This is a genomic window from Cryptocyanus atlanticus LEGE 06306, from assembly GCF_056633155.1.
Genome location: NZ_JBSJOZ010000007.1, coordinates 61,441 through 87,099, shown reverse-complemented (window position 1 = coordinate 87,099; position 25,659 = coordinate 61,441). Strand labels below are relative to the sequence as shown.

28 protein-coding genes and 1 tRNA gene are annotated in these 25,659 nt (G+C 72.2%); 15 read left to right on the top strand and 14 right to left on the bottom strand.

Translation table 11 applies throughout. The annotated features are described in order from the left end of the window. Positions 1-41 precede the first annotated feature (41 nt). A tRNA-Leu gene (locus tag ACWJI7_RS09320) sits at positions 42-123 on the bottom strand. A gap of 55 nt (positions 124-178) precedes the next feature. On the opposite strand from ACWJI7_RS09320, the gene ACWJI7_RS09315 reads away from it, so the two are divergent. Next, positions 179-1,063 (top strand): Ycf66 family protein, encoded by an 885-nt coding sequence (locus ACWJI7_RS09315; protein WP_479937373.1) that lies wholly within the window; start codon positions 179-181, stop codon positions 1,061-1,063. Next, positions 1,060-4,041 (top strand): isoleucine--tRNA ligase, encoded by a 2,982-nt coding sequence (gene ileS, locus ACWJI7_RS09310; RefSeq protein WP_479937371.1) that lies wholly within the window; start codon positions 1,060-1,062, stop codon positions 4,039-4,041. The genes ACWJI7_RS09315 and ileS overlap by 4 nt, the downstream gene beginning before the upstream one ends. Before the next feature lie 21 nt (positions 4,042-4,062). On the opposite strand, the gene ACWJI7_RS09305 is transcribed toward ileS, so the two are convergent. Both ACWJI7_RS09305 and ACWJI7_RS09300 read right to left on the bottom strand, forming a co-directional pair. Then, positions 4,063-4,377, bottom strand: a complete 315-nt coding sequence (locus ACWJI7_RS09305; RefSeq protein ID WP_479937369.1) for a DUF7734 family protein — start codon at positions 4,375-4,377, stop codon at positions 4,063-4,065. Between the two features lie 34 nt (positions 4,378-4,411). Next, a complete protein-coding gene (locus ACWJI7_RS09300; RefSeq protein ID WP_479937368.1) occupies positions 4,412-5,026 on the bottom strand; it encodes a DUF3177 family protein in 615 nt (204 codons plus the stop codon). Between the two features lie 59 nt (positions 5,027-5,085). On the opposite strand from ACWJI7_RS09300, the gene ACWJI7_RS09295 reads away from it, so the two are divergent. The 4 genes from ACWJI7_RS09295 to ACWJI7_RS09280 are packed head-to-tail and all read left to right on the top strand — an operon-like array spanning position 5,086 to position 9,508. After that, the gene (locus ACWJI7_RS09295) at positions 5,086-6,339 is read left to right on the top strand and encodes an FIST signal transduction protein (protein WP_479937366.1); all 1,254 of its coding nucleotides are present in this window, start codon (positions 5,086-5,088) and stop codon (positions 6,337-6,339) included. A gap of 6 nt (positions 6,340-6,345) precedes the next feature. Continuing rightward, entirely contained in the window at positions 6,346-7,104 is a 759-nt protein-coding gene (gene trmB / locus ACWJI7_RS09290) for a tRNA (guanosine(46)-N7)-methyltransferase TrmB (RefSeq protein WP_479937455.1), read from the top strand. Continuing rightward, complete coding sequence (locus ACWJI7_RS09285; RefSeq protein WP_479937364.1) at positions 7,105-8,475, top strand: IctB family putative bicarbonate transporter; 1,371 nt, start codon at positions 7,105-7,107, stop codon at positions 8,473-8,475. Then, positions 8,468-9,508, top strand: coding sequence for a BadF/BadG/BcrA/BcrD ATPase family protein (locus tag ACWJI7_RS09280; protein WP_479937363.1), 1,041 nt, complete (start codon positions 8,468-8,470; stop codon positions 9,506-9,508). Before ACWJI7_RS09285 ends, ACWJI7_RS09280 begins: the two co-directional genes overlap by 8 nt. On the opposite strand, the gene glmM is transcribed toward ACWJI7_RS09280, so the two are convergent. Both glmM and ACWJI7_RS09270 read right to left on the bottom strand, forming a co-directional pair. Continuing rightward, positions 9,495-10,913, bottom strand: a complete 1,419-nt coding sequence (gene glmM, locus ACWJI7_RS09275; protein ID WP_479937362.1) for a phosphoglucosamine mutase — start codon at positions 10,911-10,913, stop codon at positions 9,495-9,497. The genes ACWJI7_RS09280 and glmM overlap by 14 nt on opposite strands. Before the next feature lie 74 nt (positions 10,914-10,987). After that, positions 10,988-11,212 (bottom strand): hypothetical protein, encoded by a 225-nt coding sequence (locus ACWJI7_RS09270; protein WP_479937360.1) that lies wholly within the window; start codon positions 11,210-11,212, stop codon positions 10,988-10,990. Positions 11,213-11,229: 17 nt separating this feature from the next. On the opposite strand from ACWJI7_RS09270, the gene ACWJI7_RS09265 reads away from it, so the two are divergent. After that, on the top strand, positions 11,230-13,323 hold the full coding sequence (locus ACWJI7_RS09265; RefSeq protein ID WP_479937358.1) for a lytic transglycosylase domain-containing protein: 2,094 nt from the start codon (positions 11,230-11,232) through the stop codon (positions 13,321-13,323). Between the two features lie 60 nt (positions 13,324-13,383). Here ACWJI7_RS09265 and ACWJI7_RS09260 read toward each other — a convergent pair whose 3' ends face one another. Together ACWJI7_RS09260 and ACWJI7_RS09255 are read right to left on the bottom strand one after the other, a co-directional pair. Next, positions 13,384-13,905, bottom strand: a complete 522-nt coding sequence (locus ACWJI7_RS09260) for a hypothetical protein (RefSeq protein ID WP_479937356.1) — start codon at positions 13,903-13,905, stop codon at positions 13,384-13,386. After that, a complete protein-coding gene (locus ACWJI7_RS09255; protein ID WP_479937354.1) occupies positions 13,902-14,315 on the bottom strand; it encodes an NIL domain-containing protein in 414 nt (137 codons plus the stop codon). Before ACWJI7_RS09255 ends, ACWJI7_RS09260 begins: the two co-directional genes overlap by 4 nt. 123 nt (positions 14,316-14,438) lie before the next feature. Here ACWJI7_RS09255 and ACWJI7_RS09250 point away from each other — a divergent pair, with 123 nt between their 5' ends. From ACWJI7_RS09250 to ACWJI7_RS09240, 3 genes are all read left to right on the top strand, one after another. Next, the gene (locus ACWJI7_RS09250; RefSeq protein ID WP_479937353.1) at positions 14,439-15,032 is read left to right on the top strand and encodes a thioredoxin domain-containing protein; all 594 of its coding nucleotides are present in this window, start codon (positions 14,439-14,441) and stop codon (positions 15,030-15,032) included. Between the two features lie 71 nt (positions 15,033-15,103). After that, positions 15,104-15,826: an FAD-dependent thymidylate synthase gene (gene thyX / locus ACWJI7_RS09245; RefSeq protein WP_479937351.1), complete on the top strand. Its 723-nt coding sequence runs from the start codon at positions 15,104-15,106 to the stop codon at positions 15,824-15,826. A 24-nt stretch (positions 15,827-15,850) separates the two neighbouring features. Beyond that, on the top strand, positions 15,851-16,273 hold the full coding sequence (locus tag ACWJI7_RS09240; RefSeq protein ID WP_479937349.1) for a hypothetical protein: 423 nt from the start codon (positions 15,851-15,853) through the stop codon (positions 16,271-16,273). A 12-nt stretch (positions 16,274-16,285) separates the two neighbouring features. Here the strand turns inward: ACWJI7_RS09240 and dcd are convergent, their stop codons facing one another. Continuing rightward, complete coding sequence (dcd, locus tag ACWJI7_RS09235) at positions 16,286-16,879, bottom strand: dCTP deaminase (protein ID WP_479937347.1); 594 nt, start codon at positions 16,877-16,879, stop codon at positions 16,286-16,288. Further along, positions 16,879-17,463 carry a cob(I)yrinic acid a,c-diamide adenosyltransferase gene (locus tag ACWJI7_RS09230; protein WP_479937453.1) on the bottom strand — a complete coding sequence of 195 codons (585 nt, stop codon included), beginning with the start codon at positions 17,461-17,463 and terminating at the stop codon, positions 16,879-16,881. The genes dcd and ACWJI7_RS09230 overlap by 1 nt, the downstream gene beginning before the upstream one ends. A 205-nt stretch (positions 17,464-17,668) precedes the next feature. On the opposite strand from ACWJI7_RS09230, the gene ntcA reads away from it, so the two are divergent. Genes ntcA through ACWJI7_RS09215 form a run of 3 tightly spaced genes read left to right on the top strand, consistent with a single transcriptional unit; the run spans position 17,669 to position 20,150 of the window. Beyond that, a complete protein-coding gene (gene ntcA, locus ACWJI7_RS09225) occupies positions 17,669-18,394 on the top strand; it encodes a global nitrogen regulator NtcA (RefSeq protein ID WP_479937346.1) in 726 nt (241 codons plus the stop codon). Between the two features lie 59 nt (positions 18,395-18,453). Next, positions 18,454-19,695 (top strand): DUF3084 domain-containing protein, encoded by a 1,242-nt coding sequence (locus ACWJI7_RS09220; RefSeq protein ID WP_479937345.1) that lies wholly within the window; start codon positions 18,454-18,456, stop codon positions 19,693-19,695. Beyond that, positions 19,692-20,150, top strand: coding sequence for a RuvC family protein (locus tag ACWJI7_RS09215; protein ID WP_479937343.1), 459 nt, complete (start codon positions 19,692-19,694; stop codon positions 20,148-20,150). The genes ACWJI7_RS09220 and ACWJI7_RS09215 overlap by 4 nt, the downstream gene beginning before the upstream one ends. Here the strand turns inward: ACWJI7_RS09215 and ACWJI7_RS09210 are convergent. The 4 genes from ACWJI7_RS09210 to psbH are packed head-to-tail and all read right to left on the bottom strand — an operon-like array spanning position 20,128 to position 21,728. Further along, complete coding sequence (locus ACWJI7_RS09210) at positions 20,128-20,385, bottom strand: DUF3146 family protein (protein WP_479937341.1); 258 nt, start codon at positions 20,383-20,385, stop codon at positions 20,128-20,130. The two genes, ACWJI7_RS09215 and ACWJI7_RS09210, sit on opposite strands and share 23 nt — an antisense overlap. A gap of 36 nt (positions 20,386-20,421) precedes the next feature. Further along, complete coding sequence (gene pth / locus ACWJI7_RS09205) at positions 20,422-21,048, bottom strand: aminoacyl-tRNA hydrolase (RefSeq protein WP_479937339.1); 627 nt, start codon at positions 21,046-21,048, stop codon at positions 20,422-20,424. A 41-nt stretch (positions 21,049-21,089) separates the two neighbouring features. Continuing rightward, a complete protein-coding gene (locus tag ACWJI7_RS09200; RefSeq protein WP_479937337.1) occupies positions 21,090-21,485 on the bottom strand; it encodes a TatA/E family twin arginine-targeting protein translocase in 396 nt (131 codons plus the stop codon). 42 nt (positions 21,486-21,527) lie between these two features. After that, positions 21,528-21,728: a photosystem II reaction center phosphoprotein PsbH gene (gene psbH, locus ACWJI7_RS09195; RefSeq protein WP_479937335.1), complete on the bottom strand. Its 201-nt coding sequence runs from the start codon at positions 21,726-21,728 to the stop codon at positions 21,528-21,530. A gap of 183 nt (positions 21,729-21,911) precedes the next feature. On the opposite strand from psbH, the gene psbN reads away from it, so the two are divergent. Beyond that, a complete protein-coding gene (gene psbN / locus ACWJI7_RS09190) occupies positions 21,912-22,052 on the top strand; it encodes a photosystem II reaction center protein PsbN (protein ID WP_479937333.1) in 141 nt (46 codons plus the stop codon). Here psbN and ACWJI7_RS09185 read toward each other — a convergent pair. After that, a complete protein-coding gene (locus ACWJI7_RS09185) occupies positions 22,040-25,153 on the bottom strand; it encodes an alpha-mannosidase (RefSeq protein ID WP_479937331.1) in 3,114 nt (1,037 codons plus the stop codon). The genes psbN and ACWJI7_RS09185 overlap by 13 nt on opposite strands. Before the next feature lie 101 nt (positions 25,154-25,254). Between ACWJI7_RS09185 and ACWJI7_RS09180 the strand changes: the two genes are divergently transcribed. Beyond that, entirely contained in the window at positions 25,255-25,374 is a 120-nt protein-coding gene (locus ACWJI7_RS09180; RefSeq protein ID WP_006172424.1) for a photosystem II reaction center protein I, read from the top strand. Positions 25,375-25,659: the final 285 nt, after the last annotated feature.

Here is a 25,659-nt window from a genome sequence, read left to right as displayed (position 1 = left end):
GGTGCCCATCGCCGTGGAGCTCCTCCGGCCGGCCGGTGCGATGCCCACCGGGGGACTTGAACCCCCACGACCGCAGTCACTGGTACCTAAAACCAGCGCGTCTACCGATTCCGCCAGGTGGGCCTGGCCCCGACTGTATCGAGCGGCTCAGAATGAACGCTCCGCTGCCTGTCCCGCCATGCTTGCCACCCTGGGCGGAACGCTGGCCCTGGCCGCCGGACTGCTGGTGCTGCTGATCCCCCTGCTGGTGCCGGAACTGGGCCGACCCCGCGATGCCGTCTGGGGCGCCTTGGTGCTGCTGCTCGGGCTGGTGCTCGTCACCAGCGCCGAGCGGCTGAGCGGCGCGCCGATGCTGGCCGTCCTCTGCGCCGGTCTGCTGATCGGCCGGCTGGGCACCGAGGTGGGCCAGGCGCGCTGGAGCCAGCTGAGCAGCGAGGAGCGGAGTCGCTTCTGGTCCACCGAACGCTGGACAACCGGCTTCAGCCAGCTGGGCGCGGCCCTGGTGCGTGCGATCAGCGTCGTGGGAGCTGGCCTGGGCGGTCTGGGGGCCTGGCTGCGGCAACGCCGGGAGGCCGCGGCCAGGCAGCCGGCCGCCACGAAGCGCTGGGTGCGGCCCGACCCGGCCGGGGACGGGGCGCCGAACACGGCGGAGGAGGAGCCGGCCCCGATACCGGCGGAGGAGCCCGCGGCCATCACCGACTCCGGCACGGAGGCGGAAAGCGCCCAGGCCACACCCCTGGCCACGGTGCGTTCCTTCGACGAGGTCGATGCCCTGCTGCGCCAGGCCGTCGCGGCCGAAACCAGTGCAGCTGAGGCTGGGGTCGTGACCTCGGAGCCAAAGCCGGAGCCAAAGCCGGAGCCAAAGCCGGAGCCGGAAGCGGAAGCACCGGTCGCTGCGGAGCTGGAGGCGGCGGTTGACCCGGCCGCGGAGCCGGCGGGAGGGGAAACGCCGGCCGATGCGCCCGATGCCCTCAGCGAGCCCGATGGCGGTGAAGGGGATCCCGCGACCCGGCCGGGGGCTGGGGTCGATAATTCGCCCTTGCTGCCCCCCCAGGCGCCGTGACCGCCAGCCCGGCTTCATACAAGGACACCCTCAACCTGCTGCAGACGCCCTTCTCGATGCGGGCGAACGCCAGGCAACGGGAGCCCGAGCTGCAGGCGTTCTGGGCCGAGCAACGGATCTACGAGCGGCTGAGCCGCCAGAACCCGGGCGAGGTCTTCACCCTCCACGACGGCCCGCCCTACGCCAACGGTCCGCTGCACGTGGGCCATGCCCTGAACAAGATCCTCAAGGACATCAACAACAAGTACGCCCTGCTGCGCGGGCGGCGGGCGCGGTTCGTGCCGGGCTGGGACTGCCACGGCCTGCCGATCGAGCTGAAGGTGCTGCAGGGCCTCTCCCCTGAGGAGCGGCAGGGGCTCGCCGCGATCGAGCTGCGCCGGCGCGCCCACGCCTACGCCCTCGAGCAGGTGGCCCTCCAGAAGGCCGGGTTCCAGCGCTGGGGCATCTGGGCCGACTGGGACACGCCCTACCTCACCCTGCAGAAGGAGTACGAGGCAGCCCAGATCGGTGTCTTCGGGCGGATGGTGCTCGCCGGACACATCTACAGGGGCCTCAAGCCGGTGCACTGGAGCCCCAGCTCCCGCACCGCCCTGGCGGAAGCCGAGCTGGAGTACCCCGATGGCCACACCTCCCCCAGCGTCTATGTGGCCTTTCCGGTGCTGGAGCTGCCCGCCGCTCTCGGCGACCGCCTCAGCGCCATCGGCCTGTCCACGCCCGGGGCAACCACCACGCCTGCCCCGGGGGAGCTGGCCGTCGCCATCTGGACCACCACCCCCTGGACCCTGCCCGCCAACCTGGCGATCTCGGTGAACGCCGCGCTGGACTACGCCCTCTGCCGCGTCCACCAGGGTGGCGATGGTGGGGGAGGCGGGTACCGCGGCAGCCGCCATCTGATCGTGGCCGCCGCCCTGGTGGAGAGCCTGCGGGAGAGCCTCCAGCTGAACCTGGAGCCCCTGCTCACCCTGAGCGGCGCCGAGCTGGAAGGTGTCCGCTACCGCCATCCCCTGCTCGATCGCACCAGCCCGGTGCTGATCGGCGGCGATTACATCACCACCGAAGCGGGAACCGGCCTGGTGCACACCGCCCCCGGTCACGGCGTCGACGACTTCCTGACCGGCCGAAAGGCGGGCCTGCCGGTGCTCTGCCCCGTGGACGAGGCGGGCACCCTGACGGCGGAGGCCGGCCCCTTCGCCGGCCTGAACGTGCTCCAGGACGCCAATGCGGCGATCATCTCCGCCCTGCGGGCCGCCGGCGCCCTGCTGCGGGAAGAACGCTACGCCCACCGCTACCCCTACGACTGGCGCACAAAGAAGCCGACGATCTTCCGCGCCACCGAGCAGTGGTTCGCCTCGGTGGAGGGGTTCCGCGCTCAGGCGCTCGAGGCGATCGCGGCGGTGGACTGGCTGCCCGCCAGCGGCCGCAACCGGATCGAGGCGATGGTGCGCGAGCGGGGCGACTGGTGCATCAGCCGCCAGCGCACCTGGGGGGTGCCGATCCCCGTCTTCTATCACCGGGACACGGGCGAGGTGCTGCTCGACGCCGGCAGCCTCGCCCACATCCAGGCCCTGATCGCCGAGCACGGCTCCGACATCTGGTGGGAGGCGGACGAAGCCGAGCTGCTGCCACCCTCCCATGCCGCCGAGGCCGCCCTTTGGCGCAAGGGCACCGACACGATGGACGTCTGGTTCGACTCCGGCTCCTCCTGGGCGGGGGTGCTGGGGGGCCTTGCCGACGATGGGGCGGGCCTGGTGGCGGTCGCCGATCCCACTCCCTTGCGCTATCCCGCCGACCTGTACCTGGAGGGCTCCGACCAGCACCGCGGCTGGTTCCAGAGCAGCCTGCTCACGTCGGTGGCCGTCAACGGCACCGCCCCCTACCGCCGCGTCCTCACCCACGGATTCACCCTCGATGAGAAGGGCCGCAAGATGAGCAAATCACTCGGAAACGTCGTCGATCCGGCCGTGCTGGTGGAGGGGGGCAGGAACGAGAAGCAGGAGCCGGCCTACGGCGCCGACGTGCTGCGGCTCTGGGTGAGTTCGGTGGACTATTCCGCCGATGTGCCCCTCGGGCCGGGGATCGTGCGACAGCTGGCCGATGTGACCCGCAAGGTGCGCAACACCGCCCGCTATCTGCTCGGCAACCTGCACGATTTCGATCCCGCCACCGACGGGGTGCCGATCACCGATCTGCCGCTGCTCGACCGCTGGATGCTGGAGCGCACCGCCAGCGTGATCGAGGCCGTCAGCGGCGATTTCGAGCGCTTCGAGTTCTACCGCTTCTTTCAGGCACTGCAGAACTTCTGCGTCGTGGACCTCTCCAACGTCTATCTCGACATCGCGAAAGACCGGCTCTACGTGAGCGCGTCGGGGTCCTTCCGCCGCCGCAGCTGCCAGACGGTGCTGGCGCTGGTGGTGGAGCGACTGGCCGGCCTGATCGCCCCGGTGCTCTGCCACATGGCCGAGGACATCTGGCAGGCCCTGCCCTATCCGGTGGCCGAGCGCTCCGTCTTCGAGCGGGGCTGGCCGGTGGCGGCCGCCTCCTGGCGCGAGGCGGCCCTGGTGGAGCCGCTGCGGCCGATCCTGGAGCTGCGCTCTCTGGTGAACCGGCAGCTGGAGAGCTGTCGCAGCGCCGGGACCCTGGGGGCCTCCCTGGAGGCGCGCATCGAACTTGAGCTCGGTGAGGGGGCGGCCGCCGCCGCCCTGGCCCCGGCCCTGGCCCGGCTGGACGCCAGCCCGCACCCCACGGTGGATGACCTGGCCGACTGGCTGCTCGTCTCCGAACTGCAGCGGCGTGATCCGGCCCAGCCTCCCCTGGCCGATTCCCTGGCCGAGGCCCATGAGGCGGGTCTCACGGTGCGGATCGCCCGGGCGATGGGCCGGAAATGCGAACGCTGCTGGCACGTGGAAACCGATGTCGGCCACCATCCCAGCCATCCCACCCTGTGCGGCCGCTGTGTGGCTGTGCTGAGCAAGCGCTGAGCCAGGCCGCTGCCGGGCCCCTCACCAGCGGGAGGGATCCAGAAACGATTCGACCGGCGCCGGTCCGGCCAGCACCTGCTCGTGCGCGGGGTTCAGCGGTCCCTGCAGCAGTTCGGCACTCTCCACGCGCGCCGTCTCCGGCAGGGCGGGCCGGTCGGGATCGACAGCAGTGGGATGGGTCACGCTGCTGGAGAAACCACGGAAGATCAGCAATTCGAACGCCTCGACGGACCCGTCTCCCGCTTCCAGCCCCACCGGCGGCAGGGTGCCCCGCAACCGCAGCACCCGGTCGGGCCGGCCGCGGCTGATCGCTTCGAGCTCGGCAAGCCAGGTCATCGGATGGGTCCGGATCGATCGGAAGCGACCGGCATCAGAATCCTCCCGCCACCCGGCCCTGGCGGGGCAACCGCACCAGCAGCCATTGCAACAGCCCCACCACGAAGGCGACCAGGGCCAGATAGCCAATGAAGGCCGTGAGCGTGGGGGTCAGATCGGCGCCGAAGATGAAGCTGAACAGCCGGGCCACCAGGGTGTGCAGGCGGCGGGGGGCCTCCAGCCACACCTGGCAGAAGGGGCGCTGCAGCTGCCCCAGGCCGCAGGTGGACGCACTGGCGGCCAGGGCGGCGCCGAGCACACCGAAACCGGTGAGCGCCCAGCGCCAGGCCCGCACCGTGAGGGGCAGCGGGCGCCAGGGGGGCAGATCGGCCAGTTCCTCGTTGAGATCCACCCAGAACCAGACCGCCGCCACCATCAGCAGCTTGGCCACCACGAGCAGCGGGTAGGCCAGCGGCCGGGCATCCACCAGCAGGAGCACGGCGATGGCCAGCAGGCTCGCCACCTTCCAGTAGATGCCCAGCAGCCGCACCAGGGCCCCCTCCCGCCGCAGGGCCGCCCAGAGCAACAGAACCAGAGGCAACCCCACCGTGACAACGACGGCGAGGCGAAAATCGAGCCACACCAGGGTCCGGTAGAGCAGGTCTGGCACGGGCGAGGTACGGGAAGGCGCCATTATCCGCGCCATGCTTCACCAGTAGGGTCCGATCCATGCCCGCGTCTCCCCTGCTCTCCTGGCTGAACCGTGGCGAGCGGACCGCGTCCTGCCGCACGGCTCTCTCGCGCAACGCCTCCCTGGAAGGCGCGGTGGATGACGTGGTGCGGGGACTGGCCGGCCGCGGCGAGGCTGATCTGGCCCTGGTGTTCTGCTCCACCACCTACGCCAGTGATCTGCCCCGGCTGCTGCCGCTGCTCCGGGCCCGGCTCCAGTCCCGCCACTGGCTGGGCTGCGCCGGCGGTGGCGTGGTGGGCACGGAGGTCTCCGGTGCGGCCCACGAGGTGGAGCAGGCACCGGCCCTGAGCGTGATGTTGCTGTGCCTGCCCGGGGCCGATCTGCAGCCGTTCGCCCTCGACACCACCTCCCTTCCCGATCTTGATGGCGACAGCCAGGGGTGGGTGAACTGGGTGGGGGCCGATCCGGAGCGGGCCCGCTCGATGCTGCTGCTGATCGACCCCACCTGCCCGGCGATCAACGATCTGATCGGCGGGCTCGACTACGCCTACCCCGACCTCGACAAGATCGGCGGCATCGCCGGCCCCCACAGCGCCGCCCATGGCTCCCTGCTGGTGGATGGGCGGGTGACGACGGGAGCTGTGGGGTGTCTGATCGGTGGCAGCTGGCGGCTCGATCCCCTGGTGGCCCAGGGCTGTCGTCCGATCGGACCGGTGTTTGAAATCGAGCGGGCCGAGCGCAATGTGGTGCTGCAGCTCAGCCGCGGCGACGAGCGCAACACTCCGGTCAACTGCCTGCAGACCATCCTCCAGAGCCTCGATCCGTCCGAACGGGACCTGGTGCGTCACTCCCTCTTCCTCGGCGTGGCCCGCAGCAGTTTCAGCCTGGCCGACGCGGCGGCCGCGGGCGGTTCCACCGCCTTCCTGGTGCGCAATCTGATCGGGGTCGATCCCCGCAACGGCGCCGTGGCGGTGGCCGAACGGCTGCGGGTCGGTCAGCAGGTGCAGTTTCAGCTGCGGGACGCGGCCGCCTCCAGGCAGGAGCTGCGCCAGTTGCTCAACGGCCAGGCCTCCCGGTCCCCCGCTCCGCTGGCGGCCCTGCTGTTCGCCTGCCTGGGTCGGGGGCAGGGCCTCTACGGGGAGCCGGACGGCGATGTGAGCCTCTGCCAGGAGCGGTTTCCCGACCTGCCGATCGGTGGGGCCTTCTGCAACGGTGAGATCGGTCCGGTGGGCGGCACCACCCATCTGCACGGCTACACGGCCAGCTGGGGCTTCCTGGTTCCGGAGGGCTGAGCCGTGGTGCGTCAGCACGTCAATCCGCTCAGTCGCCTCCACCAGCAGCCCCACCCCCTGCCGGGGCTCTGCGAACTGTTCGATCGGCCCGAGCAGCCGTTGCACCTCGACATCGGCAGCGCCCGCGGCCGGTTTCTGCTGGCCATGGCCCCGTTGCATCCCGACTGGAACTTCCTGGGCCTTGAGATCCGCCGCCCCCTGGTCGAGGCGGCCGAACGGGACCGCGGGGCCCTCGCGGACGCCCGGCTCCGGTTCCTGTACGGGAACGCCAACGTCAGCCTGCCGAGCTGGTTGCAGGCCCTGCCCGCCGGACGGCTGCAGCGGGTGACGATCCAGTTCCCCGACCCCTGGTTCAAGCTGCGGCATCACAAGCGCCGGGTGCTGCAGCCGGCGCTGCTGCGGGCCCTGGCCGGGGCGCTGGCGGAGGGGGGGGAGCTCTTCCTGCAGAGCGACGTGGTGGCGGTGATCGATCCGATGGTGCAGCTCATCGAGGCCAACGGCTGCTTCACGCGGCCCGAGGGCGACGGGCGGCCCTGGCTGGCCGCCAATCCGCTGCCGGTGCCCACCGAACGGGAACGGCAGGTGCAGGAGCTGAACCGGCCCGTCTTCCGGGTGCTCTACCGCCGCCAAGGTTCCAAGCCTCCGGCAGCCGGCCCTCGGGGTGCGGTGCTGGAGCGATCGGAGCAGCGCCTCCATAATCCCTCGGTCATCCCTGCCCGGGTCGTCGGATCGGCCCGGGCCGCCGGGGTTCCCGAAGGCACCTGAATGCACTCCCTTGCCCCCGAGGCCAGCCTGAGCCCCGCGGACCCCCCTGCCGGGGTGCCCCTCCTGCTGCGCTGGCAGGGTCAGCTGGGCCGGAAGCCCTCCGGTCCGCTGGCCAGCCACCTCAGCACGGTCGCCGGACTCGTGCTCTGCGCCCTGATGGCCGGCCTCCCACTGGTCACCCGGGCCGGGCTCAGCCTGCTGATCGCCGCCTGTGGGTTGCTCTGGCTGATCTGGGCCCTGAGCACCCCGGCGGGCCGGATCGGCTCCATCAGCGGCTGGCTGCTGCTGCTGCTGGCCGTGATGGTCGTCGCCACCGGCTTCTCTCCCGTGCCAGCGGCCGCGGCCAAGGGCCTGCTCAAACTGCTCAGCTATTTGGGGGTCTACGCCCTGATGCGCCAGCTGCTGGCCACCAGCCCGCCCTGGTGGGACCGCATCGTGGCCGCCCTGCTGGGCGGCCAGCTGCTCACCACGGTGATCGGGATCAGGCAGCTCTACGGCGACACCGACGCCCTGGCCCGCTGGTCGGACCCCAACTCGGTGGCCCGGGGGACGGTGCGGATCTACAGCACCCTGGGGAACCCCAACCTGCTGGCCGGCTATCTGCTGCCGATCCTGCCCCTCGCCGCGGTCGCCCTGATGCGCTGGCGCCGCCCCGCTGCCCGGCTCTACGCCCTCACCGCCCTGCTGCTCGGGAGCGTGGCCCTGGGTCTCACCTACAGCCGTGGGGGCTGGCTTGGTCTGGTGGCGGCCTACGGCAGCCTCGCCCTGCTGCTCGTGCTGCGCCGGACCCGCCACTGGCCGGCCCTCTGGCGCCGGCTCTTTCCCCTGCTGCTGCTGGCGGCGGCGGGGCTGCTGCTGGCCGTGGTCATCACCCAGGTGGAGCCGCTGCGGGTGCGGCTGCTGAGCCTGGTGGCCGGCCGGGAGGACAGCTCCAACAATTTCCGCATCAACGTCTGGCTGGCGGCCCTGCAGATGGTCCAGGACCGACCCTGGATCGGCATCGGCCCCGGTAACGATGCCTTCAATCTCATCTATCCCCTCTATCAGCAGCCAAAGTTCAACGCCCTGAGCGCCTATTCGATCCCGCTGGAGCTGGCGGTGGAGGGTGGCGCTCCCGCCCTGCTGGCAGCCCTGGGCCTGCTCTGGAGCAGCCTGCGCCTGGGGCTGGGCCAGCTGCGTCGGGACCATCCCCAGGTGCTCCCCGCCCTGGGGGCGGTGGCCGCCATCGCCGGACTCGCCGTCCAGGGCCTCACCGACACCATCTTTTTCCGCCCGGAGGTGCAGCTCACCGGCTGGTTCTGCCTGGCCACGCTTTCGGTGCTCGAGGCACCGGACGGGACCGGGGCACCCTCGCACCCGACGGATGGCTGAGGCCCCCAGCCCCCTGGACGGCCGCCCCCCGGAGGGCCGCTTGCTGGCGGGCTTCGACGCCGGCCAGACCCACACCACCTGCCGGCTGGCCCGGCCCCTGGCGGACGGCCGACTCCAGCTCGTGGCCGAGGGAACCGGGCCGGGAGTCAGTCACCTGGCGGCGCCCGGCGGTGAGGACCGCTTCGGCGAGGCCCTGACCCGGAGCCTGGCGGCGGCCCGCGACAGGGGCGCGGAGCCCGGCGGTCCAGACACCCTGCTGGCGGTTGCCGTGGGGGCCAGTGGCATCGAATCCGGAACCGGCGGGCAACCCCAGGGACGGGCCCTGGCCGCCCGGGCCCTGGGCATGCCGGCCCGGCGGGTGTGGGTGGGTGGGGATGAGCGCACGGCCCTGTGGGGGGCCCTGGCGGACCGCGCCGGCATCGTGGTGATCAGCGGCACCGGCTGCATCGCCGCCGGCCATGACGGACGGGGCCGAGAGCACCGGTGCGGCGGCTGGGGCTGGCAACTGGACCGGGCCGGTTCAGCCTGCGACATCGGGCGGGACGCCCTGGTGCTCTCGCTGGAGATGGCCGACGGCCGCCGTCCCGACGGCACCCTTCGCGAGGCCCTTTGGCAGGCCCTCGGCCGGGCGGCGCCAGGGGAGGAGGGCATCAATCCCGGGCCGATCAGTCCACAGCAGATCAAGGCGCTGGTGGTGGCGCCGGGGTTCGGGGCCGCGGACTTCGCCCGGCTCGCGCCCGTGGTGGAGGCCTGTGCCGCGGCCGGCGACGCCGAAGCCCGGGCCGTGCTGGACCGCTCCGCCCGCGGCCTGGCCGAGCTGGCGCGGGGGGTGGCGAAGGCCCTGGAGCTCGAGCGGCCCGTGGTCTGCGGCCTGGGCGGCGCCCTGACCCACCTCGGCCAGTTCGCCGCGGCCTACCGCCGCGCCCTGCTGGCTGCCCTGCCGGGAGCGCGGCCCCGGCCTCCCCGCAGCGACGCCTGTCAGGGGGCCCTGGAGCTGGCCGCCCAGCTGGCCAGCCAGTTCAGCTCCGATTGAGCTGGGCGGCGGCCAGAACCGCCAGGTGGGACGACCAGTGGTCGACAGCGCTCTGCTCGGAGGCTTCCACCATCACTCGCAGCAGCGGCTCGGTGCCGCTGGCGCGGACCAGCACACGGCCCATGCCCGCCATGGCCGCCTCCGCCTGATCGACCGCCCGGCGCAGGGGTTCGCACTGCTGCCACTCCTGTCGCCGCTCCCGATCGGGCACGGTCACGTTGATCAGGGCCTGGGGATAGGGCTGGAAGCTCGTGTCCAGCCACTCCGCCAGACTCCCGCCCCCGTCGTGGATCAAGGTGGCCACCTGCAGGGCGCTGAGCAGGCCATCGCCGCTCATGCCGTGGCGGGCCGAGAGGATGTGGCCCGACTGTTCCCCGCCCAACGCCGCGCCGCTGGCCTCCATCGCCGCATGCACATGCTGGTCGCCGACGGGAGTGCGCTCCAGCACGCCCCCACGGGCCTGCCAGGCGCGCTCGAAGCCCAGGTTCGACATCACGGTGGCCACCAGCCGACGCTGGGGCAGGTCCCCCGCCGCCAGCAGGGCTCCCCCCCAGAGGTACAGAATCTGATCCCCATCGACGACCCGGCCGCGGCCATCCACCGCGAGCATCCGGTCGGCATCGCCGTCAAAGGCGAAGCCCATCGCGGCGCCGGTGGCAAGCACGGCCCGGCGCAGGGGTTCGAGCTGGGTGCTCCCACAGCCCACGTTGATGCGGGCCCCATCGGGCTCCCCATGCAGGACCGTGAGCTCGGCGCCGAGGGAGCGGAACACCTCGGCGCCGCAGGCCGTGGCGGACCCCCAGCAGAGATCCAGCACGATCCGACAGCCATCGAGGCGACGCCCCGCCACGCTCGTCAGCAGGGCCGCGCTGTAGTCGGCCAGGAGATCGCTGCGCTCCCGGGCCGGTCCCCAGCCACCGCCGGCGGCCGGCCGGGCTGGCGAAGCCTCGGCGGGCCGAGCCACGGAGTCGCCGCGCAGACCGGCTTCGATCGCCCCCTGCTGGCGGCGATCGATCTTGGCGCCGGAGGCGCCGAACACCTTGATGCCGTTGTCCTCGGGGGGGTTATGGCTGGCGGAAACCATCAGACCGCCGGAGGCGCCAAGCCGGCGGATCGTGCCGGGCACGGCGGGGGTGGGACACAGGCCCAGGCTCCAGACCTCGCGGCCGGCGGCGGTGAGCCCGGCGGTGAGGGCCGCCACCACCATCGGTCCGCTGCTGCGGGAGTCCGAACCGATCAGCACCGGCCCCGCGACCGGCAGCACCCGACCGCACCAGTAGCCCAGCTGCAGGGCCAGGATCGGCGTGAGCACGGTGCCGGCCCGGCCCCGGATGCCGTCGGTGCCGAAGCCGGCCACGGCACTCCCGAGGGGAACACCGACGGGGAAGTCGGCCGACTGAGGCATCGGGGGCTGACGACGATGGCTGGCAGGCTACGCGGACGGTTCCAGGCTCCGCTTCGCCGTTGCGTCGCCGTCGCTCAGCGCCAGCGGCGCGGCCACCAGGCCCAGCGCACCAACTCCAGCACCGCCCAGATCAGCAGGCTGCCCACCACCCAGCCCGGAAGAGCCGCCAGCGGCCAGAGCGGCCGGAGCAGCAGCGCCGCCAGGGCCAGGGCCACCAGGAGCAGGGCTCGGCGGCGCTGGGGGGCACCGGGCAGCGTGCTGAGCCAGGGAGGCAGGGAGGGCCGCAGGCGCATGGCCATCGGAGGGGACCCCCAGAATGCCAAAGCTTCAGCGGCGACCACCTTTGCCCCAGCAGCCCTCCACCGCGCTTCGCGGCCCGCTCACCCTCGCCCTGACGGTGCTGGGCAGCGCCGCCCTGCTGCTGGTCGGCCGGCAGCTGCTGCACCACCGTCCCCTGCCCTCCCCGGACACCCCTGCGGCGGTGCTGGAGCGGACCCGCCGCTGGGATCCGGACCCGGAGCGGCGGCGCGAGGCGGCCCTGCTGCTGCTGGCCGGCGCCGGCGACGATCCCGTCCGTCAGCGACAGCTGCTGCGGGCCCAGGGCTGGGGGACGGCCCCCCTGGCCCCGGTGGCCCTCAAGCGGGACGCCCTGGCCGCCGAGACCCTGGGTCGGAATGACCAGGCCCGTGACCTCTGGCGGCAGCTCGAGCGACGCTTCCCCGACGCACCCCCCAGCGCCGATGCGCTCTACGCCCTCGGCCGCGAGGAGCCTCCGCTGCGGCTGGCCCTGCTGCGCCGGTTCCCGGCCCATCCCGCCGCTCTGGCCGCAGCGGTGGAGCAGGGTCCGGCCGAGCGGGAGCGGCTGACAGGCGCCCTGCACCTGGCCCGCTGGGGTCCGCGCTGGCCCGGGGCGGAGCCCCTGCTGAGGCAGGCCTGCCAGCGGGGGAGAGCGACCCTGGGCACCGCGGAGCGGGCCCAGCTGGCCAGCGGCCTGGCCCGCCTCGGCGACGGTGCGGGGGCGGCGCTCTGCCTGGGGCCGGCCACTGCCGATGCCGCCACCGATGCCGCCACCGAGCTCGCCATCGGCGACGCCCAGCTGAGGGGGACCGGGGAACAGCAGCGGCAAGGGGAACGGCGGCTGCTGGACCTGGCCCAGCGCTGGCCCCGGAGCCCGGAAGCCCAGGATGCCGTGCGGGCGCTCAGCCATCAGACCGACGCTCCCGCCCTGCTGGCCCAGCTGCCGTCGACCCTGGTCGACACGGCACCGGTCCAGGCCCGTCTGGCCCGGCAGAACGGCGGCGACGGCTGGCGGTCGGTGCTAGGCCGCTGGCCCCTGGATCCGGCCAGCTGGGAGCTCCAGTGGGAGCTGGCGCGGCAGCGGCTGCTGGAGGGCGAGTGGGCCGCCGCCGCCACCCTGCTGGCGGCCCTGCCGCCGGAGCGCCTGCCCGCCCCCCTGGCCGCGCGCCAGTTGTTCTGGCTGGGGTTCGCCCGCGAGGCCCGGGGCGAGTCGGGCGCCGCCCGGCAGAGCTGGGAGCGGCTCCTGGCCCGCCATCCCTGGGGCTATTACGCCTGGCGGGCCCGCTGGCGGCTGGGCCAGCCAGGGGCGAACCTCCGGCTGCGCGCCGGCGGCGCCGGTGACAGGCCCCCCTCGGCCACGACCGCGGCGCCAGGCGCACCGGCGGCGCCACCGGTCCCGGCCTGGCAGCCCCTGGCCAGCGGCGACGCGGACCTCGACCGTCTCTGGCGCCTCGGCCTGCCCCTCGAGGCCTGGGAACAGTGGCGGCAGGAGCGCCCCGCAGTCACCACGACACAGCCGGATCGGCTGGTGGTGGAGGGGCGCCTGCGCCAGGGTGTCGGCGACGACTGGACCGGCCTGGGGCAGCTGGAACTGGCCAGCCTCCGCTGGCTCGGCGGGAGCTGCCGCGCCACCCTGCCCCTGGAGCGGGCACTCCATCCCCACCGCCACGGCGCGGTGTTCGCGGCCGCGGCCGCGGCCGCCGGGCTCGATCCCAGCCTGCTGCTGGCGGTGGCCAAGCAGGAATCCCGCTTCACGCCCTCCGTTGGTTCAGGGGCCGGGGCCATCGGTCTGCTGCAGCTGCTGCCCTCGACCGCCTCCGAGCTGGCCGGCGCCCCCGTCACCGCCGAGGAACTGCGGCAGCCCGAGCGCAATGCACCGCTGGGGGCCCGCTATCTGCGGCAGATGCTGGACCTGTGGCGGGGCAATCCCTTCGCGGCGGTGGCCAGCTACAACGCCGGGCCGGGCGCCGTCGCGGGCTGGATCGACCCCCGGCTGGGACCGACCCCGGAACTCTGGGTCGAGGCGATCCCCTATCCGGAAACCCGTCTCTACGTGAAGAAGGTGCTGGGGAACCTCTGGAGCTATCAGCAACCACCCCAGGGGGACTGCTGAGGCGGGAGCCGCTGGGCTTGATGGGCAGGGGCCGGACCGGGCGTCACCCGGCCTGTGGGCTCAGAACGGGCCGGGCCGCCAGACCCCCTCCACCTGGAGCCAGCGCCCCAGCCAGATCCCCAGCAGCACGTACGCGCTCAGGGCCAGGGCGGTGACCAGGGGCGGCGGGACGACCCGGATGCGCACGAGGTCCAGCCGGGCCAGCAACACCCCCGAAGCCAGAATCACCGCATCGGCCAGAATGCGCAGATGCAGCAGATAGAGACCGATGATCGTCACCAGCAGCAGGGTGATGATCAACGTGATCACCCGGCTCACGGCCATGAGCAGAGATAGCTGACGCAGCAGCAGATCCGGCATCGAGGCCACCACCACCACCAGCAGAGCCTGCAGGAATTCGATCGACCAGTAGAGCTGGTAGGCATGATCGAGGGACGGGACAGGCCAGCTGGAGATCAGGGCAGGGGCCTGCACCACCCAGTGCATGCCGAGGTAGACGCTGACCACCCAGAGGAAGAGAAGCCAGGGCGCCCGCAGCGGCAGCAGGGTGAAGCGAAGGATCGCCAGGACCAGGCCGCTCATCGGGCCTCCAGGACCAGGTCGATCGCCTCGAGCGGACAACTGGGGATGCATTGCTCGCAGACCAGACAGCGCTGGGTGTCGAAGTGCAGCCTCCAGTCTGGCGCTCGGCTCTGGAGGGCCCCGCTGGGACAGACGCTGACGCAGATGCCGCAGTCGACGCAGCGGAGGGGGTCGATCCGGATCTCACCTGGGGCGCGATCGAGGCCGAGGCCCATGCCTTCGAGCCATTGCTCCGCCGCATCGAGTTCGTCGATGTCCCCGGAGAGCTCCACCACCATCGTGCCGCTCTGGTTGGGAGCGATCTGGGCCCGCAGGATCTTGGCGGCGATGTCGAAATCGACGGCAAGCCGATAGGTGATCGGCTGGTGCACCGCCTCCCGCGGGAAATGAATGGTGAGGCGACGCTTCACGGGCGGCCATCCTGGACCCCGATGGTAACGAGACCCGGCTGCGGCTTCCGGCCGGCGTCGCCGGAGCGACCAAGCCCGGAACTGCCAGAGTGCCGCTCAGCCCTCGCCTCCGCCGGCGCTCCGATGACCGACCCCGCTCCCTCCCCCCCCTCCGGTCCCCCGCTGGGGCGGCGGGAGCGCATGCTCCTGGCCGCACTCGCCGCTGCTCTGGCGGTGCTGCTGTTCTGGCTGCGCGGTGGCCTGCAGAGTGAAGCCCCACTGGAGCAACTGGCCCGCCGCTCACCCGAACTGCCGATGGCCCTGGCCAGTGGTCGCCCCACGATCGTGGAGTTCTACGCCGACTGGTGCGAAGCCTGCCGCTCGATGGCCCCCGCCATGGACGCCCTGGACCGCCAGCACCAGGGTTCCCTCAACCTGGTGCTGCTGAACGTGGACAACCCGCGCTGGCGGCCGGAGATCGAGCGCTACGACGTGAACGGCATCCCCCAGCTCGAGTTGTTCGACCGCGCCGGGATGGTGGTCGGCCGCTCCCTGGGCGCCCGCAGTGCCCCGGAGCTGGCCGCGATCGCCACCGCCCTGATCACCGACACGCCGCTTCCGCGGCTGGCCGGGGTCGGCAGCCTCAGCCTGCTGCCCGCCGCCCCGATGGTGGCTGCAGACGCCCCGGACACCCCGGCCGCCGGGCCGGCACCGGCTGGCCCCCGCAGCCACGGCTGAGTCCGCCCTGCTTCAGCCCACACCTCCGGCTCTCCGCCCTCCGCGCTTCGCCCACCCCCTGATTTCCCCCCATGGACCGCTTCCGGGTCGAGCTGATCGCCGCCACCCCCAACCCGCAGCAGTGCGTCTACGCGGCCATGCATCAGGACTACAGCGAGGGATTCGTGGCCGCCGATCGGGCCGGCTGGCCTGATGAACGCACGGCCGGCGCGATCTGCGTGAAGCGGCTGCTCTCCGGCGAGCGGGGCCACTACGGCCCGCTGGAGCACGCCCAGATCGTGCTCAACGTGGGCTGGTTTCCCCACTCGGTGATGCAGCAGGCCCGCACCCACCGGGTGGGCGTGAGTTTCGATGTGCAGTCCATGCGCTACACAGGCGACCGGATCTGCAAGGCCGCCGCCGGGAGCCTGGATCTCGAGGAGGTGTTCTATCTGCGCCCGACCGGCGACTACTGCGACCGCCAGGGCAAGAAGTACACCTACGACGCGGCCCAGCGGGCGCAGGATCTGGAGCTCTGCCGCCGGGCCGCCGAGCGCTACCGCGACCTGCTGGGCGCCGGCTTCGCCGAGGAGCACGCCCGCGGCATCCTGCCCTTCGATTACCGGCAGCACTTCGTGGTGAGCTTCAGCCTGCGGGCCTTCCTGCATTTCCTCGATCTGCGGGCCAAGCTGGATGCGCAACTGGAGATCCGCCAGCTCTGCGATCTGATGTGGCCCCACCTGGAAGGGTGGGCTCCCGAATTCGCAGCCTGGTACGAAAAGAGCCGGCTGCACAAGGCCCGGCTGGCGCCCTGATCAACCGCAGACCCCGCAGCTCCCATGCCCCGGCCCGGTTTCGTTCCGCTCTCGCTTCAGGCCGCATCGCTGCTGGCTTCACCCCTGCTGACCCTGGCGCTGCTGAGCTCGGCTGGGCGGGGCCAGACCCTGATCGACGCCGCCGCGGCCGGGGCCGCCCAGGGATCGCTGCAGCGGAGCGTGGGCCCCAGTTACGGCGAGGCGCTCCGCAGCCTGCGCCAGATGTCCCCCCTGACACCGGCGTCGCCGGCCGGCCTTGCCCCAGGCAGTGCCGGCCGGCGACGCCCGGCGCCCGCGGCCGGCGCTCCCAGCGGTGGGGCCGGGCGGGCCGACGGGGCGCCCCCCTTCGTGCTCAATGGCCAGGTGATCGGATCCTGCAGCAGCGGGCTGCCCTGTCTGAATCAGATCCGCCGCGCCATGGGCCTGCCCCAGACAGGGTGGCGCTAGCCCTCTCTGCCCTCACACCTTCGCCAGGGTCACCCGCTCCGGCTGGTGCTGATACTTTCCCGCCCGGTCGCTGTAGGTGGTGTCGCAGGGATCTCCCTCGAAGAACAGGAGCTGGGTGATGCCCTCATTGGCGTAGATGCGGCAATCGGCGCCGGAGGAGTTGCTGAACTCCAGGGTGAGGTGTCCCTCCCAGCTGGCCTCGGCGGGCGTGGTGTTCACGATGATCCCCAGGCGGGCGTAGGTGCTCTTGCCCAGGCAGATCACGGTGATGTTGGCCGGCACCCGCAGCTTCTCCAGGGCCACCCCAAGGCCGTAGGAGTGGGCCGGCAGGATGAAGTAGGCCCCGTCCTCGTCGTGCTGGAGCGGGGCGGGCTCCAGGTTGGCCGGGTTGAACCGTTTCGGGTTCATCACCGTGCCGGGCACATGGCGGAAGATCAGGAATTCCTGCGGCGACAACCGCAGGTCGTAGCCGTAGGAGGAGCAGCCGTAGCTCAGCACCGGCGCGGCCCGGTTATCGGGATCGAGGTGACGCACCAGGCCGGCCTGGAAGGGCTCCAGCATCCCGCCGGCGGCCTGGGCGTGGATCCAGCGGTCGTTCTTGAGCATCAGCCGCCCCTCCGCAGCTGGGTGACCTGATCCGCCATGGCCAGCAGGTCCTGCGGCATCACCGGCCCGGTGAGGATCACATCGAGATGGGCCGGCCGCTGCTCCAGGGTGGCCACCACCTCCGGCGCAGCCAGGAAGCCGAGCTCGATCGCCAGACCCAGCTCATCCAGCACCAGCAGGTCGATGGTGGCCGCGAGCAGCTGCTCCCGGCTGAAGGCCCACACCTGCTGAACGGCCGCCCCCACCTCGGCGGGGAGGTCGCTGGAGGGTTCGCTCAGGCAGGCGGGAACGGCCGGACGCAGCCACTGCAGACGGCCGCACAGCCGGAGCGCCTGGCCGGGGCCCTGATCCACGCCCCCCTTGAGGAACTGGCTGATCAGCACGCGGCTGCCCAGGCCGGCGCTGCGCAGGGCCTGGCTGAACACCCCGTCGAAACTGCCTCGGAACGGTGCGGTGTGCACCTGCAGCAGCCCCTCGGGCCGCGCCAGCAACGGCCGCGGCCGGCCCGCCGCCGGACGGGCCGCGGGAACGGGCCGCAGGGGATGCCGGGGTTCATGGGGTGGGCTGATCAGGCTGACCGTCATCAACACCCCATCGGAGACGCGATGCTGAATGTAGCGGTGACGGGCCGCTTCACAAGGGAATGGCACCATCCCTAGCGCAAACATCCGTACCACCCCCAGGGGGGGCTCCCAGGCCAGCCGGGCTCGGATGAACAGCGAGTGTGTCTTTCGCTACACGCCACACCGGTGCCGATCCGTAGCTTCCAACCACAGCTCTTCCGCCCCAATGGTCGGCGCCATGCGCGGATTCAGCCGCACCAGCACCACTCCGCCCCCCCAGGCCGGCCTCACCACCGCTGGCAACGGTTCGGCCACCTTGCTGGAAGTGATGCGCGGCCTCACCGGCTGCTCCATCGAGACGGTTGAGCGTGGCAAGACCATCTTCTTCCCGGGAGACCCTGCCGAGCGGGTCTATCTGCTGCGCCGCGGCGCGGTGCGGCTCTCGCGCGTCTATGAGTCGGGGGAGGAGATCACCGTGGCGCTGCTGCGGGAGAACAGCCTGTTCGGTGTGCTCTCCCTGCTCACTGGCCAGCGCTCCGACCGCTTCTATCACGCCGTCGCCTTCACCCGGGTTGAACTGGTGGCCGCGCCGGCCGCCTCGGTGAAACGGGCGATCGAACAGGATCCGAGCGTCGGGCTGTTGCTGCTGCAGGGACTCTCCTCCCGCATCCTCCAGACCGAAACGATGATCGAAACCCTCACCCACCGGGACATGTCCTCCCGGCTGGTGAGCTTCCTGCTGGTGCTCTGCCGGGACTTCGGCGTGCCCAGCTCCGATGGCATCACGATCGACCTGCGCCTTTCCCACCAGGCGATCGCCGAGGCGATCGGCTCCACCCGGGTCACGATTACCCGGCTGCTGGGCGATCTGCGCCAGGCGGGGCTGGTGCAGATCGACCGCAAGAAGATCACGGTGTTCGATCCGGTGGCCCTGGCCAAGCGGTTCAGCTGACCAGGGCCACCGGCCCCGGGGCGACGAGACACCGATACTGAAGCTCTCCGCCCTGCGCCGTGTCCGCCTGGCTGCTCATCCTCGCCCTGCTGGTGCTCGGTGGGGTGCTCGCCACCCTCGGGGATCGCCTGGGCAGCCGTGTCGGCAAGGCCCGGCTGAGCCTCTTCAACCTGCGCCCCCGCAACACGGCGGTGCTGATCACGGTGCTCACCGGCAGCCTGATCAGCGCCGTCTCCCTGGGGCTGATGCTGGCGGTGAGTGAACGGCTGCGGGTGGGCCTCTTCGAGCTCGACAGCCTCCAGGAGAAGCTGCGGGACAGCCGCTCCAGCCTGGGCCGCAGCGAAAACGCCCTCAAGCGCAGCCGACAGGAGCAGCGGCGGGCCGAGCAGGGGCTGCGCCGGGCCGAGCGGGAACGGCAGGAATCCCGCCGCCAGCTCACCGCCGTGGAACTGCAGGCCAGGCGCCTGCGGGCGGAGCTGCGGCCATTGCAGAACCAGCGAGAGCAGCTGCTGCTGCAGCGGACGCAGCTCAGCCGGGACATTGCCAGCAAGGATCAGGACATCCGCCGCACCGAGGCCGAGCTGGCCCGGGTGAAGCAGCAGATCGCGGCCGGGGAGCAGGAACTGCAGGGCCTCGAGGAGAAGCTGATCGCCCTGCGCCGCGGCGACGTGGTGATCAGCAGCGGTCAGCCACTGGCCACCGCCAAGGTGGCCTTGAAGAATCCAGCCGAGGCCAAGGCGGTCATCGATGCCCTGCTGCGTCAGGCCAACCTGAGCGCCTTTCAGCGGGTGCTCCCCGAGGAGACCCCGAACCGCCAGATCCTGCTTGTCTCGCGTCAGGACATCGCCAAGCTCGAAAGCCTGATCGGCAAGGGAGGCTCCTGGGTGGTGAGCATTCTCTCCGCCGCCAACGTGGTGCGCGGGGAACAGCAGGTGCTGGGCTTCCCCGACCTGCGGCCGAACCGCCAGGTGATCCGCCAGGGGGAACTGATGGCCTCCACTGTGCTCGAGCCCGACGAACGGTCGGTCGTGCAGGTGCGCAGCCGCCTCAACCTGCTGCTGGCGGCGTCCTTCGCCAAGGCCCAGCGCCAGGGATCCATCGCCGATGGGGTTCAGTTCGACGCCGCCACCTTCAATCGCCTCGGGCAGGAACTCACCGAACGCCCCCTCGGGCAGCCGGTGACGCTGGAGGCCATCGCCAGCCGGAATGCCGACACCGCCGACCCGATCGTGCTGACCCTGCAGCCGGTGGAGGCCTCGACCGGGCGGGCCGGGCCTCCGTCCAGGGGCCGCCTGCCATGACCCTGCCGAACGGCGGAGCCCTGGCCGGTCTCGATCCCGGACGCTGCAAGTGCGGGCTGGTGCGCAGTGATCCGGAGCGCCGCCGGATCGGCGAGGCGCTGATCCTGCCGCCGGAGGCGACCTGGACACGGCTCCGCTCCTGGCTGGAGGAGGGCGCGGTGGTCGCCGTGGTGCTCGGCAACGGCACCGGCAGCGGCGCCTGGCACCGGCGACTCACCCCCCTGGCCCCGGTGCTGCTGGTGGAGGAGCGCGGCACCACCCTGGCGGCCCGCGGGCGCTACTGGCAGCTCTTCCCCTGCCGGGGCTGGAAGCGGCTGCTGCCGATGGGGCTGCGCCAGCCCCCACGGGACTGGGACGACGTGGTGGCCCAGTTGCTGCTGGAACGCCAGCTGGGCCATCGCCTCGATCGCCCTCCGCCGGGGGCGGAGCGGCTCAGATCGTCGCCCGCACCGTGAAGGCGTAGTCACCGCCGGGCTCCAACTGGTAATCGGCCCGAAGCAGGAAGCGCAGCAGCGCGTCCTGAATCAGGGCCCGACCCAGGGATGGCTCCACGGACAGTTCGCCGCGATCGAACGACCAGCGGAAGGTCCACTGGAAGCCACCGGCCACCACCTCACCTTCGAGCAGCTGGCTGCTGAAGCTCTGGTGCAGCACCCGGAGCTGGGCGGTGGTGGCGGGAAGACGGCTCACGGATCGGCTGGCGCGGGGGTCGGGGGGAGCCCAGGGTCAGGCAGGACTGGGTTGAAAACTGTTCAGACGGTTGCCCGCCCGCACATAGCCCAGCCGACGGATCAGATCGACGCCGGCCAGCACTTCCGCGAGCACGTCCTCAAGCAGGGGCCGCTCAGCGGCCTCGAAGCGTCCGAGGACATGGGAGACGGTGCGGGCCTTGCGCAGGGCCGGATCCAGCGCCGGAGCACCGATGCCGATGCGGAGGCGGGCGAAATCCTGGTTGCCGAGCTGGGCGATGGTGCTGCGCAGGCCGTTGTGGCCGCCCGCGCCTCCGGAGCGGCGCAGCCGCAGACGCCCGAGGGGAAGATCCATGTCATCGACCAGGACCAGCATCTGATCGGGCCGCAATCCGAACCAGTCGAGCGTGGCACGGATCGCCCGGCCGCTCTCGTTCATGTAGGTGGTGGGCTTGAGCAGCCGGAGCCGGCCGGCCCCATGGCCCAGATCGGCCACCCAGGCCTGCAGCTTGCCGCTCTGCCGGAAGGTCGCCCCTTCCCGCTCGGCCAGACGCTCGAGAGCCATGAAGCCCACGTTGTGCCGGGTTTGGCTGTACCTGTCGCCGGGATTGCCGAGCCCCACCACCAGCTGAAGATCCCCGACCGGGGGGGAGTAGACGGTCATCGAAGCAGTCTGGAAGCGGCAGGTGCCCGGCAGGGCGGAGGTCAGGGGGGCGCCGAATGGCCGTCGACCGGGGCGGCGGCGGTGGTCGAAGGGGTGGCGGGCGGCCGGGTCGTGAGCGTCTCGGAGTCGGGCGGCTCGGCGGTGGAGGGTGCCGGGGCCGCGGGCGCCGGGGCCCCGGGAACCGACGCGAGCGGGGCCGCCGAGAGGGCTTCCGGTGACCGGTTCTCCCCGTCATCCGGCCAAGGAGTGGAGGCCACGGTCTCGGAGTCAACCGCCTTGCGGAATTCCTGCTCGAAGTCGCGGGAGGCCGTCTGGAACCCCTTGAGGGTCCGCCCCAGGGTGCGACCGAGCTCCGGCAGCCGCTTGGGGCCGAAGACCAGCAGGCCGATGGCGGCGATCACCGCCATTTCCGGCAGACCGATCCCGAAGACGTTCATGGCAGGAGAACAGACAGGTGGAGCGGGTTGCTCCGAGGCGGATCAGCCGAGGCCGTTCCAGTTGACCGTGATGCCATCCAGCAGCAGCGACTTGTTGTACAGCTGCAGGATCACCAGCAGAAACACCAGGAACAGCAGCATGAACACGCCCATCACCGGGGTGGTCCCCCAGCCCGGAACGACCTTGCCGTACTCGGAATTCAGCGGACGAAGCAGATTTCCCAGGGGGGTGCGTTGGGCCATGACGGCGCTGTCCTCTCTGGCACAGGAGTGGGATCGTTACTGTAGAGGGCCGGCCCCGGCCAATGCTCCCCCTGTCGAAAGATGTGACCGAGCCTGGCCCCATGCCCCCCGTCTGCCCTGATCCGTCCCCGGACCCGTCCGGCCCACTCCACCTCCCGACTCCCCCCACGCCCGCCACCAACTGTGACCGACACCTCCCCCGCCATTTCCGTCGCGATCACCGTGCTGGTGGCCCTGCTGGCCCTCACGGGCTTCGGGGTCTACACGGCCTTCGGCCCCCCCTCCAAGCAGCTCACCGACCCGTTCGACGATCACGACGACTGAGCAGGAGGGCGGCTGATCCGCCAGCTGGCGAGCTGCCAGGGTCCCAGCAGCTCGGGATCCTCTCCAACCGCGGCGGCGCCCCCCGATCCGAGTGAGTCCCCCAGCCCATCGGTGCGCTCCAGCACGCGCCAGGCGGGTCCGAGCCGGAGCCGGTGCCGCAGGGGAGAGAGGTTCTGGGCGGTGAGCCGCAGCACCCCCGGCTGCCGATCGGGGCGCAGCGCGATGAGCCGCAGGTCCTGATGGCCCAGCTCCAGCAGCGCTCCCGGCTCGAGCGGAGCCGCCGGTCTCCCGGCGATCCCGGCGGCTCCCGCCGCCGGCCGCAGCCAGCAGGGTTCCCGGAACCGCACCGCCTCGGCCACGACCCCCGCCTGGCGCCAGCCGCCCGCGCAGGGCATCAGGGCCATCCGTAGCCGCTGGGGACCGTTGTCGGCGCCGGGGTCGGGCCAGGTGGGCCCCCGCAGCAGCGAGATTCCGAGGCGCTCCGGGGTCGCCCCCACGCCCTGGGGGCCGTCCAGCAGCACCGCCAGCCCCCCGGTGGCCGCCTGGCTGGCCGCCCATCCGATCGCGGCCACCTCCCAGCGGCTCTCCTCCCGAGCGGTGGCGCCGACCGCCGGCCGCTCCAGGACCCCCCCCGAGGTGTCGGCGGCCCAGCGCTGGGCTCGCTGCAGCAGGGGCAGCTCCAGGCGGAGCAGTTCATGGCGCTGCCGCCAGTCCACCTGCAGGGTCAGCTCCAGCCAGGGGCTGCCGGCGCGGAGCTGCACATCCAGCCGCAGGGGGCTGAGGCCGCAGCGCCCACGCCAGACCAGCCGGCCGCAGAGGGGCCCCTGCTCAGCCAGGTGCGGCCCGGGATCCCAACTCAGCGGCAGCGGCCGCTGCCGGTGATCGGCAGCCAGATCCCAGGCATCCCAGAACTCGCCCCGGTCGGCCCAGCGCCGCCAGCCGATCGGGGCGGCCAGCTGGGCGTGGCCGTCGCTCCCCCAGAGCTGTTCGACGCCGGCGGTGCCGATCTGGGCCCAGACCAGGCCATTGCCCAGCCGCCAGCGCGCCCCGCCCCCTTCCCCGGCTTCGGCCAGACGCGCGAGTCGCACCGGCGCGTCGATCGCCTCCGCCGGCCCGGGAGCCGGCCCCTCGGGCCCATCCTCCAGTCGCCGCTCCAGCGGCAGGACGCTGAGGCCCGCCGGCGCCCGCAGCTGGACCCAGGTCCCCCCGGCCGTCGCCGACTGGGAGGGCAGACGCCGGCCGTGCAGCCACCAGGAGCCGGCCGGGAGCCGCAGGCTGAGGGGGGCGGCCGGCAGGGGCTGCAGCCGCGCCAGCCACCAGGAGGCGCCGGCGGGAGCCGCCGGGAGCCAGGCCATCAGGGCCCGGTCCCGCTGGCGCCTGGCCAGGCGGCGGGCTTGGTGCCACTGGGGTTCGGCCTGCTCGAACACCTCCGGGATCGAGGTGCCGGGGAGGATGTCATGGAACTGCTGAAACAGCAGGGTTCGCCAGTCGACCGGGTCGTCCCCGCCGCCCCGTCCCTCCGACCAGAGCAGCGAGGCCGCCAGGTCCGCTTCCCGCAGCAGCCGCTCCAGGCTGCGATTGTGCCGTTTCTGGTCCGGGCGGCTGGTGGCGCAGCCGCGGTGCAGTTCGAGGTAGAGCTCGTCGCGCCAGACCGGCAGCCGCCCACGATGGGGCTCCAGCCGCTCCAGATAGGAGCGCAACGTGCCGTGCCGCTGGGGTGCCGCCGCCGGATGCCCCCGCCAGAGTTCGAGCTGCTCGAGCATCTCGGCGGTGGGACCGCCGCCGTGGTCCCCGACCCCCGGCAGCCAGAGCGCCTCGGCGTCACCGCTGGTCCGGAGCCAGTCGAGCCGGTAGCGCTCCATCGCCAGCGGATCGCCGTCAGTGCCGATCGGGGCCGTCATCAGCGCAAGCAGCTCGGCGCCGCAACGGCTGCGCCAGCGGAACAGACGGTGGGGGAACGGGTTGGCGGCGTTCCAGGCCAGCTTGTGGGTGCAGAACCAGCGCACTCCGGTGGCGGCCGCCACGGCCGGAAGACCGGCCGCGAAGCCGAAACTGTCCGGCAGCCAGGCCAGGGAGTGCTCCCACTCCGGGAAGGTGGCCCGGCTGTAGGCCTGACCCTCCTGGAACTGGCGCAGCAGGGAGGCGGTGTCGAGCAGAACGCAGTCGCTCTCGACCCAGGGACCATTGAGCGGCTCCCAGCGCCCGCTCCGCATCGCCGTCCGGATGCGGGCGAACAGCGCCGGACGGTGTCGCTCCAGCCAGGCGTAGAGGGCGGGGGTGGAGTGGCCGAACCGCAGGTCCGGATGGCGCTCCATCAGATCGAGGGCCGATTCGAAGGTGCGCACAGCCGCCTGCCAGGTGTCGGCCACCGGCCAGAGCCAGGCCAGATCCAGATGGGCGTGACCCAGCAGGTGGACGCCGGCGCCCGGCGCCGGAGCGTGACTCTCCAGGGCGGAGGCCAGGGCGGTGGCGGCCCCGGCGGCGGCGGGATCCCGACCCGCGAGGGCCGCCAGAGACCCCGGGGAGGGCGCGAGGCCGGCAGCAGCCTCCGGAACCTCGGCCGCCTCCCGGGCCAGGGCCAGTTCCAGGGCCGTGGACAGCAGCAGGCCCTGGGGGTCAGCGGCATCGAGGGGTTCGAGCTCGAGTCGGCTGTGGATCAGGGCGCCGTCGTCGTGCCGGGGACTGCGCAGCTCCAGCTGCAGAGCCAGGGTCTCGCCCTGCCACCAGCGTTGCGGCAGGGGCCAGCGGCAGGCGGTGTCGAAGAGGTCGCCGCGGTGCACGACGCGACCATCCACCGAAAGCGTGGCGGATTCAGCCCACCAGCGGAGCACCAGCCGGGCGCGGGCGGCCGGCAGCCCCCGCCACGGCAGCGGGCAGGGGATCTCCAGGACCAGGCGCCGCACTCGCCCCCCCCGGGGCCAGACGATCAGTCCCCGGGCCTGCCAGTCGGGGCGGTGGTGCCGCGCCCAGGGATCCGCCAGGGCACTTGGGGCGCTGGCCTCACGGCCGTCGACACGCCAGAGGGGATGGAGATCCAGCTGGGAACGTGATCGAAACGTTTCAATCCAGGGGCGAAGCTGAGCCTCCAGGCGCTTCGGCATCCTTCCAGGCCAACGGTGACCCATAGGATGATGCGGCTGCCGCAGGGTCGTCACGGGGCCCACCTGGCGCCTGTCACCCCCTGTCACCCGCCGGACGGACCATGCTCGCCCTCAAGATCTCGGTTTACTCGGTCGTCTTCTTCTTCATCGGGATCTTCGTGTTCGGCTTCCTGGCCAGCGATCCCAGCCGCACCCCCAGCCGCAAGGACCTCGAAGACTGAGGTCCCGCCCCCGGGCCGACCCGGAAGTCTGCCGAGGGGGCCACTGCAATCCCTGCCCGCTCCGGCCGACAGGTCCTCGCTGACGTGGCAGGATCGGCCGCGGTTCAGGAGCCCGGGTGCCCTCAGCAACGTCAACCAGCTGGGTGATCGGTCTTCTGGGAGCCGCTTCTCTCGCGCTTGCTCCCCCCGCCGGGGCCGAGAGTGATCCGGCGGGGGATCTCCCCTGGCCGGAGCCGGCGACCCAAGCACCCGGCCCGGACACGGCAGCTCAACCTGGGCAGGGAT

What these genes read in the sequence shown, in the direction of transcription:
- ACWJI7_RS09315 (WP_479937373.1), top strand. Translation starts at nt 179, where the DNA reads ATGCTTGCCACCCTGGGCGGAACGCTGGCCCTGGCCGCCGGACTGCTG.
- ACWJI7_RS09305 (WP_479937369.1), bottom strand. Translation starts at nt 4,377, where the DNA reads ATGACCTGGCTTGCCGAGCTCGAAGCGATCAGCCGCGGCCGGCCCGAC.
- ACWJI7_RS09295 (WP_479937366.1), top strand. Translation starts at nt 5,086, where the DNA reads ATGCCCGCGTCTCCCCTGCTCTCCTGGCTGAACCGTGGCGAGCGGACC.
- ACWJI7_RS09285 (WP_479937364.1), top strand. Translation starts at nt 7,105, where the DNA reads ATGCACTCCCTTGCCCCCGAGGCCAGCCTGAGCCCCGCGGACCCCCCT.
- ACWJI7_RS09280 (WP_479937363.1), top strand. Translation starts at nt 8,468, where the DNA reads ATGGCTGAGGCCCCCAGCCCCCTGGACGGCCGCCCCCCGGAGGGCCGC.
- glmM (WP_479937362.1), bottom strand. Translation starts at nt 10,913, where the DNA reads ATGCCTCAGTCGGCCGACTTCCCCGTCGGTGTTCCCCTCGGGAGTGCC.
- ACWJI7_RS09270 (WP_479937360.1), bottom strand. Translation starts at nt 11,212, where the DNA reads ATGGCCATGCGCCTGCGGCCCTCCCTGCCTCCCTGGCTCAGCACGCTG.
- ACWJI7_RS09265 (WP_479937358.1), top strand. Translation starts at nt 11,230, where the DNA reads ATGCCAAAGCTTCAGCGGCGACCACCTTTGCCCCAGCAGCCCTCCACC.
- ACWJI7_RS09260 (WP_479937356.1), bottom strand. Translation starts at nt 13,905, where the DNA reads ATGAGCGGCCTGGTCCTGGCGATCCTTCGCTTCACCCTGCTGCCGCTG.
- ACWJI7_RS09250 (WP_479937353.1), top strand. Translation starts at nt 14,439, where the DNA reads ATGACCGACCCCGCTCCCTCCCCCCCCTCCGGTCCCCCGCTGGGGCGG.
- thyX (WP_479937351.1), top strand. Translation starts at nt 15,104, where the DNA reads ATGGACCGCTTCCGGGTCGAGCTGATCGCCGCCACCCCCAACCCGCAG.
- ACWJI7_RS09240 (WP_479937349.1), top strand. Translation starts at nt 15,851, where the DNA reads ATGCCCCGGCCCGGTTTCGTTCCGCTCTCGCTTCAGGCCGCATCGCTG.
- dcd (WP_479937347.1), bottom strand. Translation starts at nt 16,879, where the DNA reads ATGCTCAAGAACGACCGCTGGATCCACGCCCAGGCCGCCGGCGGGATG.
- ACWJI7_RS09230 (WP_479937453.1), bottom strand. Translation starts at nt 17,463, where the DNA reads ATGACGGTCAGCCTGATCAGCCCACCCCATGAACCCCGGCATCCCCTG.
- ntcA (WP_479937346.1), top strand. Translation starts at nt 17,669, where the DNA reads ATGGTCGGCGCCATGCGCGGATTCAGCCGCACCAGCACCACTCCGCCC.
- ACWJI7_RS09215 (WP_479937343.1), top strand. Translation starts at nt 19,692, where the DNA reads ATGACCCTGCCGAACGGCGGAGCCCTGGCCGGTCTCGATCCCGGACGC.
- pth (WP_479937339.1), bottom strand. Translation starts at nt 21,048, where the DNA reads ATGACCGTCTACTCCCCCCCGGTCGGGGATCTTCAGCTGGTGGTGGGG.
- ACWJI7_RS09200 (WP_479937337.1), bottom strand. Translation starts at nt 21,485, where the DNA reads ATGAACGTCTTCGGGATCGGTCTGCCGGAAATGGCGGTGATCGCCGCC.
- psbH (WP_479937335.1), bottom strand. Translation starts at nt 21,728, where the DNA reads ATGGCCCAACGCACCCCCCTGGGAAATCTGCTTCGTCCGCTGAATTCC.
- ACWJI7_RS09185 (WP_479937331.1), bottom strand. Translation starts at nt 25,153, where the DNA reads ATGCCGAAGCGCCTGGAGGCTCAGCTTCGCCCCTGGATTGAAACGTTT.
- ACWJI7_RS09180 (WP_006172424.1), top strand. Translation starts at nt 25,255, where the DNA reads ATGCTCGCCCTCAAGATCTCGGTTTACTCGGTCGTCTTCTTCTTCATC.